We start from the raw sequence: 15,490 nt of genomic DNA on the forward strand, positions 1-15,490 counted from the left end.
TTTCGACAACAACCGGCCTCGGGAGCGTTCACTAGGCGAGGGTCACACCGCTCAGGCCGGGTCGGCGTACTTCAGCGTCCACCCGAACGTGCGGGTCGCGCCCGTGCCGAGTGCAAACGGCTTCGTCGTACACGCGAAGTTCGAATGCAGCTGGCCGATTGGCGTCGTCGACAGCGGATTCGTCGTGCCGTTCGCCGTGTCGAAAGCCGACAGCGCGCAGGTGTCGAACCCGGACGCCGCGTAGCCGGTTGCGGCACTGTTCGCGTACGTGACCGACACGCCGTCGCCGTTCGCCTGCGTCGACGCGTAATCCGCGAACGACGTGAAGTCCGTTTCGACCGACAGGTTGCCGGTGAGCGTGCCCGTGCTCAGCGTGTCGCTGCGCGCGACCGAGCCGTGCGCGAACGTCAGCACCGTATGCACCTGCAGGTCGAGATCGGTCGTGTACGCCGCGTTCTTCGACGCGAGCCGGAACTTCGCGGTATCGAACGACACGATCACCTGCCCGTTGCTTTGCTGGACGTTCAGGTTCTTGTAGTACGTGACGGGAATGTAGGTTTTCCCGTTGTACGACACCTGCGGCACCAGCAACGCGTAGCCGAGATCGGTCGTGCCGTAGATCAGCTTGTCGGAGAACGGCACCGGGTAGTACGGCGTGTACGAGTTGTAGTCGGGCGCCTGGCTGAGGTTCAGGTTGATCACGCGCCGGCCGTCGCGCACGGTGACGAGCGCCGCGCTGTACGGATGCGCGGTGTCGCCCGGCTGGTTGTACCAGGTGAGCGTGTAGTGCGGCAGCGCATCGAGCCACGCGTTGTAGTCCGCATCGGCCATCGGCGCCTTGCCGCCGAAGCCGAGCTTGTTCCACCACGCGTTCACGTACAGGTATTGGTGCAGCAGGCTGAAGTTCTCGCCCATCACGCGCGGCTTGCCGCGATACGCGTCCGTGCCGCGGCCCTTGACCCACATGTTCACCGACGGCGTCGGCAGCGACGGGTCGTACCAGTAGGTGTCGAACCGGTGCGCGGCCTGGTAGATGAATGCATACGCAACCTGCTTCTCCTGGTCGGTCAGCACGCCGGCATTGGCCGCGGCCGTCAGCACTTCCATGAACGCCGAATCGCCGTACGGGCCGATCGAGCGGCCGTAGTTGAAGCCCTGGCCGTTCGCGTTCAGCTGCGGCAGGATCAGGTCGACCGACTTGCGCAGATAGCCCTTCAGCTCGGGCGTGAGGTTCGCCTCGTTGCCCATCTCGAACGTGCGCTCGGTCACTTCGCCGATCAGCAGCGTGCTGTAGCGGTCGAAGCGCGCCTGGTCGTAGTAGGTCGTGTGCGTGTTCGACGCCTCGTCCGAGAACCCGCCCGACGAGTCGTTGCGGATGTGGTTCGTGAGCGTGTACAGCAGCGCGTCGCGCGCGCCCATCGTCGCGACCGACGCATCGGTCTTCGACGCAAACGACGGGCTGCTCCAGCCGAGCTTCTGGCGCAGCCCGGCAATTCCGTAGGACACCGCATAGTAGTTCTGCGCGGTGTTGAGCGACGCGATATCGATCGGCGTGCCGGCCGCGGGGCACGTATTGGTCTTGCCGCTCGCATCGGGGCCGAACATGTCGCAGAAGGTGAGCCGCTGCTGCAGTGTCGTGAGCATCGCGTCGCTGAAGACTTCGTTGAGCATCCCGTGCGCCTTCAGGTTGTTCAGCGCGACGAGGTAGTAGTACTCGCCCCACGACGTATTCGCATACGTGTAGTTGCTGCCCGACTGCGCCATCATCGCGGTCGTGATCGTCTGGTACGTCGCGAGGTAGCTCGCGTATTGCGGATCGTTCTTCGACTTCATGTCGATCAGGATGTACGACAGGCCGAGCGCGAGCTTGCCCGGCAGGAATTTGTCGCCGGTGTTCGTGTCGAGCACGTGGACCGGCGTGCCGTCGCCGAGGTCCATCACGACCTGCGTGAAGTCGGGCGATTTCCGGATCAGGTCGAACAGCGCGCGCATCTGGCCCATCATCGTGACCGGGATGTTCGCGCCGGCCGGCACGCTGGTGTCGGGCGCGCCGTAGACGAGCGCCTGCAGCGAGTTCGACGCGAGCGACGGTGTCGTGGACGGGGGCGGCGAGGTCGACGGCGGCGTGTCGGTCACGTCGTTGCCGCCGCAGGCGCTGACGAACAGGACGGAAAGGGCGCTGAGCGCGGCGCCGAGCGCGAATCTGCTGCGCGGATGCATTGTGTCTCCAGTTTTGAATAGTGATGAAGGACGGGCGGGTGTGGCCGTTGCCGCGCTCGATGCCCGTACCTGGCCGCCGTCCTGCAACCCTGATCCCTGAAGACGGACGGCCTGAATCACAACTCGAGCGGGCAAACGTTCTCCCTGCACGGGCCGTGACCAGCGTCGCGCGGATGCATTGGAAAACGTTTTCCAAATTTAGGCAGCGATCGGCGTGATGTCAATGAACTTTCACGCCGGACGGGGCGGGAGAAACCCGGATAGTGGAACGGAGGGAGCGGTGCGCGAGATTGGGATTTCGCGGAAATTACCGGGATTTTTTACGGATGAGATGAGGAAAAGCGTGGGATGTCGATGTGGAAGCGGCGAGCAGAAGGGCTAGCCGGCGATGCGCGTTCGCCGGATATTGAGAGAAAACGTTATCCATAAGGATCGATGTGAATTCGACGGACATCGGTGCGTTGGCGCATCGGCCAGTAGGGCCGCGACGGCGTACCAGTTCCCGATCCGCGCCGCTGCGAACAGCGATGTCCTAGAGGGCTTGCCCATGACGGTCGTCCCGGTCGGTCGCGCGCGGCAGCTTCAGCGCGTCGAGTATCCTGCATTCGACGGCCGGCCAGTCGCGGTCGCCGTTTTCGATCGACAGCTTGTCGAGCGGCAACTGATCGAACAGTGCGTCGGTCAGTCGACGGTAGTCGCGGTACAGCGCGATCAGCCCGTCGAGACCGGTGAACCCGCGCCGCACGCAGTACGGCGCGGCCAGTTTCCAGCGAGTTTGATAGGCGACCCAATCGTCGCCGCGCTCGGCGCTGACAGTGCGAATGGCTGCGTCGATGTCGCGCTGCCATAAGTAGATGACGAGCGGCGCGAGTGGCGCGATCGTGCGGGCGAGATCGCACACGTACGTTTCGATCAGTGCCGGGTCGCCTTCCATCAGGAGCAGGTGGGTCAGGTCGCCGTGAAAGAGTTGCCCGTCCAGCACGGTTATCGTGTTGCCGCGCCGCACGTCGGCGACGAACGTTGCCCATCGCGCGAGCGCGCGCCCGGCAAGATGCGCGGCCGTCGCATCGCGCCACGGCTCGAACCAGTGTTCGAGTTCGTCGGTGGCCCGCACGGGATGAGGGTCCGTTCGCTCGTGAATCGCCACGGCGTCGTGTCCGGCTGCCGTCAGGTGCTTCGCGATGACGCGCATCGCGGTCGACTTGCCGGAACCCATGATGCCCTCGACGATCACCAGCCGGTGAGCAGGAAGAAGGGAGGAGTTGCGGGTGGCGGGCATCGTGTCGGAGCAGGTGGATGCATGGAAACCTGTACGAGGCTTAATTTCGCAAACAAGACGCGAACTACGCTGCTCCATCCGGCGAGTATTCTGGACGGTGGTGCGTACCTGCTGATGCACCCGGTGTGCATGAGGCGGTCGGGTTTTCCGTAAGATCCCGGTTGCATCAGTCCTGGTTCATCAGGTACCTGCCGAATGGTCGAAGATGAGGCATGTGGTGCTTGCATGCGCATACAGCTTGCCGTCCGGCCCGACAATGCGCCCCTCAGCCGTGGCCACTTGCCGCCCGACATGAATCACTTTGCCTTCCGCTCGCACGATTGGTACTTGATCATTCAGGGCGCGCACCATGTTTACCTTGAGCTCCAGCGTGGTGTAGCCCTTGCCAGCGGGCAGCATCGTGTGCACTGCGCAGCCTACTGCAGAGTCGAGCAACGTGGCAAACCAGCCGCCATGCACGGTTCCGAGCGGGTTGTAGTGGCGGCGCTGCGGTCGCCCCTGGAAGATTGCCGTGCCAGGCTCCATGTGGATTGGCAGGAAATCCAGCGGTTCGCCGATCGGCGGCGGTGGCAGTTCTCCTGCGAAGATTGCCTCGAACATCTCCATCCCCGAGCGGGCAAAGACTTGCCCCTTGGGGTCTGCATCTGGCGCAATCAGGTGTGCGCGTACTCTCGCTTCGTCTGCATCCCACCGAGCCACAGTCTCATTTGCATCCACAGACACCTCCCTTCTCCAAAGATCATAAAGTAGACAACACTTGTAGATACAAAACTTGTAGGTACAATATTCTGCATGAAGAATATCACCAAGCCAACGGGATGCACCAACCTGAAGTTACGCCAGCTCACTCGGGTAGTGACTCGCCACTACGATCACTATGTCACCGAGACGGGGCTCAAGAGCACTCAGTACGCGTTGCTCACGTACGTGGTCAAGGTTGGCCCCGTTCAGCCAGGCGATCTGGCTCGACACATGAAGATGGACGCGTCGACGTTGACGCGTAACCTGCAGCCGTTGACCGCGCAGGGCTACCTGGAGCTTCGCGCGGGTAAGGACGCGCGTAGCCGCTTGGTCGACGCAACCGCGGAAGGTCGTGCCAAACAGGCCGAAGCTCAGCGCGCCTGGAAAGCAGCGCAGGTAGCACTCAATAAACGGTTGGGTGACGAACGCGTTGCCGCGTTGCACGACCTGCTCGACGGGTGCATTGCATGTCTCGATGAAACACCTTCTGGGGATATCTCGCGCTGACCTTGTGCGAGCAGACTCGTCTGCGCCATTGGATCAGTCCGGCACCGCATCGTTCTTGCCGTACAAGGTCGAGAACTTGCCAAGAAGGCTCGAGGAGGTGTTTTCGGATAGTTTCCGTGAACTGACGGAGCACGTGATCATTCCGTGACAGGTTTAACTTCAAACAGGATTTCGATATGACCCAAGCACTGTTCTCGCCGTTACGCCTTGGCCCATTCGCACTCGCCCATCGCGTGGTGATGGCTCCGCTCACACGCATGCGCGCTGCCGAACCCGGCAACACCCCGCATGCACTGAACGTGGAGTACTACCGTCAGCGTGCCACGTACGGCGGGCTGATCATCACCGAAGGCTCGCAAATTTCACCAACAGGTCAGGGGATGCCCGCGACACCGGGTATCCACAGTCCGGAACAGGTCGAAGGGTGGAAGGCGGTTACGCAAGCGGTGCATGCCAAAGGTGGCCTGGTATTCATGCAGCTCTGGCACGTAGGTCGCATCTCACATTCGTCGCTATTGAATGGCGAGCAACCGGTTGCTCCCTCTGCGATCGCGGCGCCGGGCAATGCATTTACTTCCACGTTCGAGAGGGTACCGTTTGAGATCCCGAGGGCACTGGGCACAAAGGAAATTGCTTCGCTGGTCGACGACTATGCGCAGGCAGCGCGCAACGCGCTTGAGGCCGGATTCGACGGCGTGGAGATTCATGGCGCCAACGGCTACCTGCTTGAACAGTTTTTGCAAAGCCGGAGCAATCACCGTACAGATGAATACGGTGGCTCGATCGAAAACCGGTGCCGCATCGTGCTTGAGGTGGCCGAGGCCGTGTCGGCTGTATACGGGCCAGACCGCGTCGGTATTCGCCTGTCTCCTTTTGGCGTAGCCAATGGCAGTGGAGAAGACGCGCCACTGCCGCTGTATTCCCATCTCATCGAACGTCTGGCGCGCCTGGACCTCGCGTATCTGCATCTGATCGAACCTCGGGCGAGTGGCGCGGGCCAGGCCGATGTCGACCACCAGAACGTACCATTCGCTTCAGAGTTGTTCCGTCCGCACTGGCCTAATGTATTGATCGCGGCCGGAAACTACACGCCTGCCACCGCGGGGGCAGTGATCGGAGCGGGGCGCGCGGATGCCGTCGCGTTTGGGCGTTTGTTCATCGCCAATCCCGATCTGCCCGAACGCGTACGCCTGGGCGCCAGTCTCAATGCCTACAACCGGCCAACTTTTTACGGGGGTGGCGCAGCCGGCTACACCGACTATCCGGCCTTGGGTGAGACTGCCGGTGCCTGAAACGCCAAGGCTCACGTGCCCTTGGCTTTAACGTCGCGGTCCCCGTTACAGCACACGACGGCGGGGACCGTGCGGCCTCACGGCCATAACCGACGACGACCTCGGCCTATTAATTCAGCTCGCCGGAAAATGCTGCGCAAATACCCGCGCACAAAGAACATTCCTCTTGAATCCCGGTCGCTTCGACTGATGACGAAACGAGCGGGAAGTTAGCGCGCCGCCGCTTCCTCCGACAAGAACGCAACGAACTCCCGCGTGTACTTCGGCAGCGCATCGAACGACCGCGCGCACAGCTTCAGCCTGCGGTGGCTCCACGCGTCGGACAGCTCGACGAGCCGCACGTCCATTGTCTGCATTGCGCGCTCGGCCGCATGGCGCGACACGATGCCGATACCCACGCCGCTCGCGATCACGCGGCAGATCGCATCGAAACTCTTCAGTTGCACGCGATAGCGGATCCGCTTGCCGAGCGCGCGCGCCTGGTCGGCGAGATGCACCTGCAGTGCGCTGCCGTCGGTGAGGCCGATGAAGTCGGCATCGGCGATCGAGTCGAACGCGACCGTGCCGTGCGACGCGAGCGGATGCCCGGCCGGCACGACGACGATCAGCCAGTCCTCGCGGAACGGCTTCTGTTCGAGCCCACCGAGCCCGACCGAATCGGCGACGATGCCGACCTCGGCCGTCTTGTTGCGGATCGCATGCACGATCTCCTGGCTCGAACGCTCCTCGACGCTGATCGACAGCTTCGGATGAAGCGGCAGGTAGTCGGCCAGCGCGTCGGGCAGGTATTCGCTGAGCGACGCCGTGTTGCACAGCAGCCGGATATGCCCGCGCAGCCCCTGGCCGTATTGCTGCAGCTCGCCGCGCATGTGGTCGATCTGCTGCAGCACGGTGCGCGCGTGGTGTTCGAGCGCGCGGCCCGCATCGGTTGCCTGCGCGCCCGACTTGGTCCGGTGCAGCAGCGGCACGCCGAGCTCGTCCTCCATGCCGCGGATGCGCTCGCTCGCGGCCTGCAGCGTGATGTGGGTCCGCTCGGCGCCGCTCGTGATCGTGCCGGCCTCGCAGATGTTCAGGAAGAGCCGCAGGTCGGTCAGGTCGAAGCGCATGATGGGGGGCGATCGTATTGGAATGGCCGATAAGTTAGCAGGGAATGGCCGCCGAGGTCTCAGGCGCAGCTTGAGGCCCGATTCGCCGGTTCCGCATTTTCGGGGCGCGATCGATGGCGGATCATGGCCGCACATCAACCGGGGAGCCAGTCATGCAGATCGATTCGTCGTGGGGCGTGTCGTTCAAGATCGCGTTGCACGTGCTGTTCCTGTGCATCGGCATCGCGTGGGCCTGTTCCGAACTCGCCGCGTGGTTGCGTTGAACGTTGCGGCGGGCGCGCGCCGTCGTGGGCGGCGGGCGCCGCTTTGCACCTATTGAAACAAATTCGTCATAGTGTCTTGAGACGAAAATTCTTCCGCTTTCCTGCAAAAAGACCATCAAGTTTTTCTGAATCGGACCGTATTACCGGTAGCGAATGCCGGCCGGCATCCGGTTCGTGATCGTTTGTCATCATTGTTTGCATCCGGTTACACGTCGGCCGTTCCGTTTTTGAGATGCTTGAAAGATTGTCAAACCGGAGTCGGATCGTCCATGAAAACGCGCGAGATTCACCGCAACGCGGCGTGGCTGCCAGGCTTGGCAGCCGTGCTCGTCATGGCCGGTTGTGCAAGCACGCAGTCCGTCCCGCCGAGCGACACGCAGGCGGGACCGTCATTGTCGCCGAGTCAGCCCACTGCTGCGCCGTCAGCCGCCACCCCGCCGCCGGCGCCGATTCTCGTCGCGCAGAAGTACGTCGTGAAGCGTGGCGACACGCTGACGGGCATCGCGTCCGCGAACGGTTGCAGCATTGCCGACCTGCGCACCTGGAACAAGCTGGGTGCGAACGGCAGGCTGCGCATGGGGCAGGTGCTGCGCATCGTCAAGCAGCAACCGTTGCCGCCACCGGGCGCGGCCGGCACGCAGATGGCCGCATCGCCGGCGTCGAGCAATGACGCAGGGAGCAACGCGGCAACCGCGCAGACCACCGCGTCGAACGCGAGCGACCGACAGGTCGTCAAGGAAACGAAGCGGCATGCCGGCGGTGTCGCGCTCAAGTGGCCCGCGAGCGGCAAGATCGTCGACGGGTTCCGGCCGGGGCAGAACCGCGGCATCCAGATCGCCGGCCGGCCGGGCGACCCGGTCCGCGCCGCGGCCGACGGCCGCGTGATGTACGCGGGCACCGGCCTGAACGATTACGGCAGCCTGATCATCGTCCAGCACAACGCGGATTTCCTGACTGCCTATGCGCACAATCGCAAGCTGCTCGTGAAGACGGGCGACATCGTGCGCCAGGGCGACGAGATCGCCGAGATGGGCGACCTCGACAACTCGCGTGTCGCGCTGCTGTTCGAAGTGCGGCGCGACGGCAAGCCGGTCAATCCGATGCCGTATCTGCCTTCGTCGCAAGGGTGAAGCAGGGCCGTTTCGCTGGAACGTGGCGGCGGTCGCTGCTACGCTAGGGTCTGTTCATGCGAGTCCCGCGCTTCGCGGGGCCGACGGTCGTCTTTCGGGGATGCGCGGCGTATGCCGTCGCGAGCCGGCCGCCGGCGTGAACGGGCGCGCTTCTTCAGGGCGCGCCCGCGTTGCTTCGTGCCACCGATTCCGACAGAACACACCACATTCATGGAACACTCTCCGACACGCCGCTCGCTGTTGCTTGCCGCCGTTGCCGCGCCGTTCGTCGCCGCGTGCACGTCCGCGCCGGTCGCCGACCAAGGGCGCGCCCATACTGCCCAGGCTGAATTGACTGCGCTCGAGAAGGCCTCGAATGGCCGGCTCGGCGTTGCCGCGCTCGATACGTCGAACGGCGTGCGCATCGCACACCATGCACGCGAGCGCTTCCCGCTGTGCGGCACGTATGCGGTCGTCGCGGCTGCCGCGATGCTCGCGCGCGGCTCGCTCGACGCGTCGCTGCTGCCGCGCCGCATCCTGTACCGCCGCTATGAAATCGTGTCGGGCTCGCCGATCACGGAAAGCCACGTCGACACGGGCATGACGATCGAGCAGCTGTGCGTCGCGATGCTGCAGTCCGGCGACAAGGGCGCCGGCAACCTGCTGATGGGCGTGCTCGGCGGCCCGCAGGCCGTCACGTCGTTCGCGCGAGCGAGCGGCGCCACGTCGTTCCGCCTCGATCACTGGGAACCCGAACTGAACAACGCGGCGCCGGGCGACGAACGCGATACCTCGACACCGGTCGAGATGGTCGACACGCTGCAGCGGCTGCTGCTCGGCAACACGCTGCAGGAGCCGCAGCGCGCGCAACTGACGGAATGGATGGTCGGCGGCGCGCGCGGCGCGACCGGCATCGCGGCGGGTGTGCCGTCCGGCTGGCGCATCGCGGACAAGGCCGGCACGGGCGGTTACGGCACGACGACCGACATCGCGGTGCTGTGGCCGCCGTCGCGTGCACCGATCGTGCTGGCGGTGTCGTTCACGCAGCCGCAGGCCGGTGCGGCGGCCCGCGCGGATGTCGTCGCGTCGGCGGCGCGCATCGTGGCGGGCGCGCTTACCGCGACGGCCTGAGCGTTCCGCGCCTCGCGCAAAGCCGTCGTTTGGCTTATCGTGTCGGACAGCGCGCGCCGGGGTCGGCGCGCGGTCCTTCCGCGCCGTTTTTCCGATTGCCTTTTTCATGCGCCGACTTCCGCCCCTGCACGCGCTGCAGATCTTCTCGACGGTGGCTCGCCACCGCAGCTTCACGCGCGCGGCCGAGCAGCTGTGCATCACGCAGGGCGCGGTAAGCCGGCAGATCCAGACGCTCGAGGCGCATTACGGCTTCCCGCTGTTCAAGCGGCATGCGAAGGGCCTCACGCTGACGGCGGAGGGCGAGCAGTTGCTGCCGGTCGTCAACGAGAGCTTCGCGCGGATCGAAGATATTTCGATGAGGCTCACGCGGCAGCGCACCGATCTCGCGCTGAAGGTGCCGACCTGCGTGATGCGCTGGATGCTGCCGCGCATCATGCGGTTCCAGGGCGAGCATCCCGATCTCCATGTGCAGATCACGACCGCGTGGCAGCACGTCGTCGATTTCTCGACCGAGCCGTTCGATGCGGCGGTCGTCTACGGCACGTCGCCGGGCGCCGGCGTGTTCGCGCTGCCGCTGTTCGACGAGCGGCTGACGCCCGTCTGCGCGCCCGAGTTGCGGCAGACGTCGCCGCTCGACTCGGTGGGCGATCTCGCGCGTCATACGTTGCTGCATCCGACCCGCGACCATCGCGACTGGCGCGCGTGGCTCGATCACGCAGGCGAGCGCAGCGTCGATCCCGCGCGCGGGCCGACGTTCGACACGCTCGATCTCGCGACGAATGCGGCGATGCAGGGCTTCGGCGTCGCGATCGGCGATGTGACGCTCGTCGACGACGACGTCAGTGCGCGCCGGCTCGAGCGCCCGTTCGACATCGTGCTCGAGACGGGCGCGCGCTATTTCTTCGTCTACCCCGAGAACATCGGCAACCAGCAGAAGATCCGCGCATTCAGCGACTGGATCGCGCGCCATCGCGATTGACCGCCAATCACGCCCGCCCGCAGAACCGGCGCGCGGAATCCGCTGGATACCGCGCCGGTGGACGGCTTTACTGGTACGTGACGACGGCGATCATCGGCGCCTGATCGTTGCCCGGACGGTTCGGTAAAACGATTGCGCGCGAGGCCTGAGTAAAGGTCGTGGTCTTGATGGCCTGCTGGCTCGCTGCATCGACGAACGCGATCTGGCCGGTGGCCGGGCGCGGGCAGTCGGGGCGGACGTGCCCACGGGCGAGATCGGCCGTATCGAGCGCGAACGAGCAGGGCGGCTCGACGATCATGCCGGAGAAGTGGATGATGCCGGACGCGCCGGCGGCAAAGGACGAGGAAGTGGCCAGAAGCGCGGCAGCCAGGACGAACGAGGCGGCGATAGGGCGATGCTTCATGACAGGCTCCAGAGAGGAAGCGCGTCGCAGCGGGGCCGCTCGGGTGGCAGTCCGTCAACGCTGCGTTGCTATATGCGTAAACGGCAAAACGATCGAACCTCTTGAATGAAAAAATCGAAATAATGGCAATCAGCAAACGATTGCGCATTGCTTAAATCAATCTAGACCGAATCTGCGCAACCGCAAGTCAGGGAAATGCCGGGTGGCATAAGATCGAAAGACGAACGGTCGTCATGACCGTTGTGTGGGCAACGGCCTTGCGCCGCCCGGAAAGCAAAACGGCCGCTCGAGACGAGCGGCCGTTTTGCGTTGGCGCCGAAGGTGCGCCGTTCAGTTCGTGCGCTTGCGTACCGCGCCGACGATCACGAGCAGCACGATCGCGCCGATGATCGACGCGATCCAGCCCGCGCCCTGGCCCGGGGCGTACCAGCCGGCGGCGCGGCCGACGTAGCCGGCGACCAACGAGCCGACGATGCCGAGCACGGTGGTCATCAGGATGCCCATCTTGTCGTCGCCGGGCTTGAGCGCGCGGGCGAGGAGGCCGACGATGAGCCCGACGACCAGGGTTTCGATGAATTGCAGCATGAACGCCTCCCTATTGCGGTTGAGCTGTTGACCAAACGAAGTTGACCCGTGCGGCGCACAAGGGTTCCATGCGCGGCCGCGCGGCGCGTGGCGTGCCGAGTATCGCACGCTGCCGCGGCGTGCAAATGTCAGGCCGCCGGCGCGCCCGCCACCGGGTCGAGACGACGGTAGCCTTCGGTCGCGTTCAGCAGCGTGCGCGTGTAGTCGCGTGCCACCTGCCCGGCGCGCACGTCCTCGATCCGCAGCAGCTCGACGATCTCGCCATGCTGCATCACCGCGACGCGCTGGCACAGGAAGCCGATCACCGCGAGGTTGTGGCTGACGAGGATCATCGTCAGGTTGCGTTCGCGATGCAGGCGGCGCAGCAGGTTCAGGATCTCCGCCTGCACCGACACGTCGAGCGCGGACGTCGGCTCGTCGAGCAGCAGCACGCGCGGCTCGACGATCAGCGCGCGCGCGATCGCGACGCGCTGCCGCTGGCCGCCCGACAACTGGTGCGGATAGCGAAACCGGAACGCGGGGCCGAGGCCGACCTCGGACAGCGCGCGGGCGATGCGCGCATCGGTGTCGCCCATGCCGTGGATCGACAGCGGTTCGCGCAACGTCTGGTCGACCGTGAAGCGCGGATGCAGCGACGCGTACGGATCCTGGAACACCATCTGCACGTGACGGCGGAACGCGCGATCGGGCGTGCCGCCCACCGGCTGGCCGTCGATCGACAGGTTGCCGGATGCGAGCGGCACGAGCCCCGTCAGCGCGCGCAGCAGCGTCGACTTGCCGGAACCCGATTCGCCGACGAGCCCGAACACCTCGCCGTCGCGCACCGCGAAGCTCGCGTCGCGCACGGCGTCGACGTGACCCGTGCGGGTCGGGAAACGGATCGATGCGTGATCGACGTCGATCATCGTGCGGCCTCCTGTCGATCGGCGGGCGTGCCGGCGTGCGACGCGGGCTCGAGCCACGCCGGATCGCGGCGCAGCACGGGCAGTTCGTCCGGCGGGTTCGCGAGCGGCGGATTCGCCGCGAGCAGCCCGCGCGTATAGGGATGGGAAGCGTCGCGCAGGTCGCGCGCGGCGCAGGTTTCGACCACGCGGCCCGCGTACATCACCGCGACGCGATCGCAGAACGACATCACGAGCGGCAAATCGTGGCTGATGAACATCAGGCCCGTGCCGTGCCGCGCGATCATCGCGTCGAGCACCGCGAGCACCTGCATCGATACGGCGACGTCGAGTGCGGAGGTCGGCTCGTCGGCGATCAGCAGGCGCGGGCCGGTCGACACCATCATCGCGATCATCACGCGCTGGCCCATGCCGCCCGACAACTCGTGCGGATACGCATCGGCGACGCGCGCCGGGTCGCGGATCTGCACGGCCGCGAGCGCGTCGACGATCCGTTCGCGCAGCGCGCGGCCGCGCAGGCCCGGCTCGTGCAGCCGGAACGCTTCGCCCATCTGCTTCGCGACGGTCATGACCGGGTTCAGCGAATATTTCGGGTCCTGCAGGATCATGCCCATCTGGCTGCCGCACAGCCGCCGGCGTTCGCCCGGCGACATCGCGAGCAGGTCGTGGCCGGCGAAGCGCATCGTGCGTGCCGACCAGCGCGCGGCGTCGGGCAGCAGGCCGAGCAGCGCGCGGCCGGTCAGCGATTTGCCCGAGCCCGATTCGCCGACGATGCCGAGCCGTTCGCCGGGGGCAAGCGTCAGCGACAGGTCGCGCACCGCATCGGTGACGGTGCCGTCGTGGCCGCGAAAGCCGATCTTCAGGCCGTCGATCTCGCAGAGCGGCGCGGGCGAGGGGGCGGGAATCATCGGCATGTCACGCTCCATGGCGGGGATCGAAGACGTCGCGCAGCCCGTCGCCGAGCAGGTTGAACGCGAGGCTCACGAGCAGGATCGCGCAGCCGGGCAGCGTGGCGACCCACCACGCGTCGAGCAGCACGTTGCGGCCCGACGCGACCATGAAGCCCCACTCGGGGCTCGGCGGCTGCGCGCCGAGGCCGAGGAAGCCGAGGCCCGCGACGGTCAGGATGATGCCGGCCATGTCGAGCGTCGCGCGCACGATCACCGACGACATGCACATCGGCATGATGTAGCGCAACAGGATGCGCGGACCCGACGCGCCCTGCAGCCGCGCGGCGTGAATGTAGTCGGCCTGCGCGATGCGGATCGTCTCCGCGCGCGCGAGCCGCGCATACGCGGGCCACGCGGTGATCGAGATCGCGACGACCGCGTTGATCACGCCGGGCCCGAGCGCGGCGGCGAACGCGAGTGCGAGCACGATCTTCGGGAACGCAAGTGCGATGTCGGTGATGCGCATCAGCACGCTGTCGACGAAGCCGCCGCAATAACCGGCCGTCGTGCCGATCAGGAGGCCGATCGGCACGACGATCACGACGACGAGGATGGCGATGCCGAGCGTGAGGCGCGATCCGGCGATCAGCCGCGAAAGGATGTCGCGGCCGAGCTGGTCGGTGCCGAGCCAGTGCGACGCCGAGCCGGGCGGCAGCAGCCGGTCGGACAGCACCTGGCGCAGCGGATCGTGCGGCATGATCAGCGGGCCGATGATCGCGACCACGATCAGTGCGACGAGAATCGCGAGCCCGAACAGGTTGAGCGGATTCGTGGCGAAACGACGCCAGCGTCGGTACGCGAGGCCGAGTGCGGCCTGCGAGCGCGACGCGGGAGCGTCGGACAGCAGCCACGCGCGCAGTGTGAGGCGCTCGGCGTTCATGGTTGGACGACCTTCGGCATGGGCGATGAAAGAAGCAGGGGGGATGCGGTCATGTCGTGGCGGCCCTCAGCGCGCACGCGGATCGAACACACGGTACAGCGCGTCGGTCAGCAGGTTGACGGTGATGAACATCGCGCCGATCACGAGCGTCGCGCCGAGCACCGCGTTCATGTCGGCGTTCAGCAGCGCGCCGGTCAGGTACGAGCCGAGCCCCGGCCACGCGAACACGATCTCGGTCAGCACCGAGCCTTCGAGCAGGTTGCTGTACGTGAGCGCGATCACGGTGAGCAGCGGCACCATGATGTTGCCGAACGCATGCCGCCAGATCACGCGTCGTTCCGACAACCCCTTCGCGCGCGCGGTGACGATGTATTCCTGGCTCAACTGGTCGAGCATGAACGAGCGCGTCATCCGGCTCAGGTACGCGACGGAGTAGTAGCCGAGGATCGCGGCCGGCAGCGCAATGTGCGATACCGCGTTGCGAAACACGTCCCACTCGCCCGCGAGCGCTGCGTCGATCAGCAGGCTGCCCGTGCGCGTGTCGACCATCCCGTCGTATACGGGATCGAGCCGGCCGGGCCCGCCGACCCAGTGCAGCCGCGCGTAGAACAGCAGCAGCCCCATCAGCCCGAGCCAGAACACCGGCACGGAATTGCCGACCAGCCCGACGAAGCGTGCAATGTGGTCGATCGGCCGGTTGTGCTTCACGGCGGCCGCGACGCCGAGCGGCACGCCGATCGCGATGCCGATCAGCGTCGCGATCGTCGCCAGTTCGAGCGTGGCCGGGAACACGCGCTTGATGTCGTCGAGCACGGGGTTCGCGGTCAGCAGCGACATGCCGAGATTGCCGTGCAGCACGTCGCGCGCATAGATCAGGAATTGCGTGACGAGCGGCTTGTCGAGACCGAGCGCGATGCGTTCGGCCGCGTACGCCTCGGCCGATGCGCGATCGCCGAGGATCGCGAGCACGGGATCGATCGGCACCTTGCGGCCGATCACGAACGTCAGCGCGAGCAGCCCCGCGAACGTGACGGCGAGCGTGAGTGCCCAGCGCAGCACGCGCAGTGCCCAGCGTACGGCCGGGCGCCGCGCGGGCAGCGTGCGCAGTGCTTCGAGGGAGGAGGCGGGAGTCGACATGCGGCG

15 protein-coding genes are annotated in these 15,490 nt (G+C 65.8%); 5 read left to right on the forward strand and 10 right to left on the reverse strand.

All coding sequences use genetic code 11. The annotated features are described in order from the left end of the window. Positions 1–51: 51 nt before the first annotated feature. The 3 genes from BCEP18194_RS28970 to BCEP18194_RS28980 form a co-directional block, all read right to left on the reverse strand. Positions 52–2,220 carry a hypothetical protein gene (locus tag BCEP18194_RS28970; RefSeq protein ID WP_011354843.1) on the reverse strand — a complete coding sequence of 723 codons (2,169 nt, stop codon included), beginning with the start codon at positions 2,218–2,220 and terminating at the stop codon, positions 52–54. 532 nt (positions 2,221–2,752) lie between these two features. Further along, positions 2,753–3,499 carry a hypothetical protein gene (locus tag BCEP18194_RS28975; RefSeq protein WP_244273102.1) on the reverse strand — a complete coding sequence of 249 codons (747 nt, stop codon included), beginning with the start codon at positions 3,497–3,499 and terminating at the stop codon, positions 2,753–2,755. A gap of 180 nt (positions 3,500–3,679) precedes the next feature. Continuing rightward, positions 3,680–4,222 (reverse strand): PaaI family thioesterase, encoded by a 543-nt coding sequence (locus BCEP18194_RS28980; RefSeq protein ID WP_244273104.1) that lies wholly within the window; start codon positions 4,220–4,222, stop codon positions 3,680–3,682. A gap of 69 nt (positions 4,223–4,291) precedes the next feature. Between BCEP18194_RS28980 and BCEP18194_RS28985 the strand changes: the two genes are divergently transcribed. Together BCEP18194_RS28985 and BCEP18194_RS28990 are read left to right on the forward strand one after the other, a co-directional pair. Then, positions 4,292–4,747 carry a MarR family winged helix-turn-helix transcriptional regulator gene (locus tag BCEP18194_RS28985; RefSeq protein WP_011354846.1) on the forward strand — a complete coding sequence of 152 codons (456 nt, stop codon included), beginning with the start codon at positions 4,292–4,294 and terminating at the stop codon, positions 4,745–4,747. 176 nt (positions 4,748–4,923) lie between these two features. Further along, positions 4,924–6,039, forward strand: coding sequence for an alkene reductase (locus tag BCEP18194_RS28990; protein ID WP_011354847.1), 1,116 nt, complete (start codon positions 4,924–4,926; stop codon positions 6,037–6,039). A gap of 209 nt (positions 6,040–6,248) precedes the next feature. On the opposite strand, the gene BCEP18194_RS28995 is transcribed toward BCEP18194_RS28990, so the two are convergent. Further along, complete coding sequence (locus BCEP18194_RS28995) at positions 6,249–7,145, reverse strand: LysR substrate-binding domain-containing protein (RefSeq protein WP_011354848.1); 897 nt, start codon at positions 7,143–7,145, stop codon at positions 6,249–6,251. 532 nt (positions 7,146–7,677) lie between these two features. On the opposite strand from BCEP18194_RS28995, the gene BCEP18194_RS29000 reads away from it, so the two are divergent. From BCEP18194_RS29000 to BCEP18194_RS29010, 3 genes are all read left to right on the forward strand, one after another. After that, the gene (locus tag BCEP18194_RS29000) at positions 7,678–8,538 is read left to right on the forward strand and encodes a peptidoglycan DD-metalloendopeptidase family protein (RefSeq protein WP_011354849.1); all 861 of its coding nucleotides are present in this window, start codon (positions 7,678–7,680) and stop codon (positions 8,536–8,538) included. A 210-nt stretch (positions 8,539–8,748) separates the two neighbouring features. Beyond that, positions 8,749–9,648 carry a class A beta-lactamase gene (gene bla, locus BCEP18194_RS29005; protein ID WP_041493262.1) on the forward strand — a complete coding sequence of 300 codons (900 nt, stop codon included), beginning with the start codon at positions 8,749–8,751 and terminating at the stop codon, positions 9,646–9,648. A 106-nt stretch (positions 9,649–9,754) separates the two neighbouring features. After that, positions 9,755–10,627 carry a LysR substrate-binding domain-containing protein gene (locus BCEP18194_RS29010; protein WP_011354851.1) on the forward strand — a complete coding sequence of 291 codons (873 nt, stop codon included), beginning with the start codon at positions 9,755–9,757 and terminating at the stop codon, positions 10,625–10,627. A 67-nt stretch (positions 10,628–10,694) separates the two neighbouring features. On the opposite strand, the gene BCEP18194_RS29015 is transcribed toward BCEP18194_RS29010, so the two are convergent. From BCEP18194_RS29015 to BCEP18194_RS29040, 6 genes are all read right to left on the reverse strand, one after another. After that, positions 10,695–11,030, reverse strand: a complete 336-nt coding sequence (locus BCEP18194_RS29015; protein WP_041493263.1) for a type 1 fimbrial protein — start codon at positions 11,028–11,030, stop codon at positions 10,695–10,697. A 330-nt stretch (positions 11,031–11,360) separates the two neighbouring features. Beyond that, complete coding sequence (locus tag BCEP18194_RS29020) at positions 11,361–11,615, reverse strand: GlsB/YeaQ/YmgE family stress response membrane protein (protein WP_011354853.1); 255 nt, start codon at positions 11,613–11,615, stop codon at positions 11,361–11,363. Between the two features lie 128 nt (positions 11,616–11,743). Continuing rightward, positions 11,744–12,520, reverse strand: a complete 777-nt coding sequence (locus tag BCEP18194_RS29025) for an ABC transporter ATP-binding protein (RefSeq protein WP_011354854.1) — start codon at positions 12,518–12,520, stop codon at positions 11,744–11,746. After that, a complete protein-coding gene (locus BCEP18194_RS29030; RefSeq protein ID WP_011354855.1) occupies positions 12,517–13,431 on the reverse strand; it encodes an ABC transporter ATP-binding protein in 915 nt (304 codons plus the stop codon). The genes BCEP18194_RS29025 and BCEP18194_RS29030 overlap by 4 nt, the downstream gene beginning before the upstream one ends. 1 nt (position 13,432) lies before the next feature. Further along, positions 13,433–14,347 carry a nickel transporter permease gene (gene nikC / locus BCEP18194_RS29035; protein WP_011354856.1) on the reverse strand — a complete coding sequence of 305 codons (915 nt, stop codon included), beginning with the start codon at positions 14,345–14,347 and terminating at the stop codon, positions 13,433–13,435. Positions 14,348–14,413: 66 nt separating this feature from the next. Next, positions 14,414–15,484, reverse strand: a complete 1,071-nt coding sequence (locus tag BCEP18194_RS29040; RefSeq protein WP_011354857.1) for an ABC transporter permease — start codon at positions 15,482–15,484, stop codon at positions 14,414–14,416. Positions 15,485–15,490 lie beyond the last annotated feature (6 nt).

This window comes from Burkholderia lata (genome assembly GCF_000012945.1).
GTDB lineage: Bacteria > Pseudomonadota > Gammaproteobacteria > Burkholderiales > Burkholderiaceae > Burkholderia > Burkholderia lata.